Genomic DNA, 2166 nt, shown 5'->3' with positions numbered 1-2166 from the left:
GCCGGTCGTCGCCCGGGTAGGTGACGAGACGCTCGGGCTGGTCCGCCTCGGCGGCGGCCTGCACGTCCTCGCGGCGGATGCGGCCGCCCACGCCGGTCCCCTTGACGGAGGCCAGGTCCACACCGGCGTCCGCGGCCAGCTTGCGGATCACCGGGGTGACGTAGGTGCCCTCCGGCACCCGCTCGGGCGGCAGCGCCGAGACCGGCTTGGCCGGCGCCGCGGGCGGCGGGGGAGCGGCGGCCGGCTTCGGAGCCTGCGCCTTGGGGGCCTCGGCCTTCGGCGCGGGCGCGGGCGCGGGCTCGGGCTCCGGGGCGGGCGCCGCCGACGCGTCGCCGATGATGCCCAGCTGCCCGCCGACCTCGATCGTCTCGTCCTCGCCGACGCTGATCTCCAGCAGGGTGCCGGCCACGGGCGAGGGCACCTCGGTGTCGACCTTGTCGGTGGAGACCTCGACCAGCGGCTCGTCCACCGCGACCTCGTCGCCGACGGCCTTGAGCCAACGGGTGACGGTGCCCTCGGTGACCGATTCGCCCATCTCCGGCAGCTTGACCGAGGTGCCGGAGGCGGCGGACCCGGTGGCGGCCTTGGGCTTCTCGGCCGGGACCTCGGCCTCGGTGGACGGTGCCTCCGCCGGCGCCGCCTCGGCGGCCGGAGCGGCCTCCGGCTCCGGCGCGGGGGCGGCGGCCGGCTCGGCGGCGGCGCCCGACCCGTCACCGATGATGGCCAGCTCCGCGCCGACATCGGCGGTCTCGTCCTCGCCGACCAGGATCTTCTCCAGCACCCCGCTGTAGGGGGCGGGGATCTCGGTGTCGACCTTGTCGGTCGAGACCTCCAGCAAGGGCTCGTCGACCTCGACCTGATCGCCCACGTTCTTGAGCCATCGGGTGACGGTGCCCTCGGTGACGCTCTCCCCGAGCGCGGGCATCTGGACGGAGTGGGACATGGGTGTTGCTCTCCTTGCTGGGTGACCGGGTCTGCGGTTGGTCTGCGGGCGATCGGTTCCGGCCGCCGCGTCGCGGGTGGTCGCGGCGGCCGGGACCGGATCAGTCGTGCACGTGCAGCGGCTTGCCGGCCATGGCCAGCATCGCCTCGCCGAAGGCCTCGTACTGCGAGGGGTGGCCGTGGATCATCGGGGCGACGTCCTCGGGGTGCGCCTCCCAGCCGACGACCAGCTGGGCCTCGCCGATCAGCTCGCCGATCCGCGCGCCGACCATGTGCACGCCGACGATCGGACCCTCCTTGACCCGGACGACCTTGATCCCGCCGGCGGTCTTGAGGATCTGCGACTTGCCGTTGCCGCCCAGGTCGTAGACGTAGGACTCGACCTTGTCCTTGCCGTACCGCTCCTGCGCGACGGCCTCGGTGACGCCGACGGAGGCGACGTTGGGGTCGCAGTAGGTGATCTTCGGGATCTTCTCGTCGGGGATGACGACCGGGTTGAGGCCGGCGATCTCCTCGGCGACGAAGATGCCCTGCTGGAAGCCACGGTGGGCCAGCTGCAGCCCGGGAACGATGTCGCCGACCGCGTAGACGTGCGGCAGGTTGGTGTGCAGGCGCTCGTCGGTGATGACGAAGCCGCGGTCCATGGTGATGCCGGCTTCCTCGTACCCGCAGCCGGCGGTGGCCGGCCCGCGGCCGACGGCGACCAGCAGCAGGTCGGCCTTGAGCTCGGTGCCGTCCTCGAGCAGGACGGTCACGCCGGAGTCGTCCTGGGTCACGCTCTTGAACCGGACGCCGGTCTTGAAGCCGATCTTGCGCTTGCGGAACGCCCGCTCGACGAGCTTGGCCGCCCACGGGTCCTCGAGCGGGACCAGGGTGGGCAGGGCCTCGACGATGGTGACGTCGGTGCCGAAGGAGGCCCAGGTGGAGGCGAACTCCACGCCGATGACGCCGCCGCCCAGCACGATCGCCGTCTCGGGCACCCACTCCAGGCTCAGCGCCTGGGTGGAGGTGATCACCCGGCCCTCGATCTCCAGGCCCGGCAGCGACCGCGAGTAGGAACCGGTGGCCAGGACGACGTCCTTACCGATGTACCGGTCGTTGCCCACGACCACGGTGTTCGGGCCGACGAACGTGCCGGTGCCCTCCACCACGGTGATGCCGCGGGACTTGATCAGGCCCTGCAGGCCCTTGTACAGGCGGGTGATGACCCCGTCCTTGTACTTG

The 2166-nt window shown here is 72.4% G+C and carries 2 protein-coding genes; both read right to left on the bottom strand.

What is annotated here, in order from left to right; all coding sequences use genetic code 11:
* The coding region (locus tag ACOJUF_RS02585) for a biotin/lipoyl-containing protein (protein ID WP_420120304.1) at positions 1–943 on the bottom strand (943 nt) is incomplete at its 3' end.
* A 100-nt stretch (positions 944–1043) separates the two neighbouring features.
* On the bottom strand, positions 1044–2166 hold a 1123-nt coding region (locus ACOJUF_RS02580), incomplete at its 5' end, for a dihydrolipoyl dehydrogenase (protein ID WP_420120303.1).

The organism is Nakamurella sp. (assembly GCF_048594475.1).
In the GTDB taxonomy this organism is placed as follows: Bacteria; Actinomycetota; Actinomycetes; order Mycobacteriales; family Nakamurellaceae; genus Nakamurella.
This window is presented reverse-complemented; position numbering and strand designations above follow the sequence as displayed.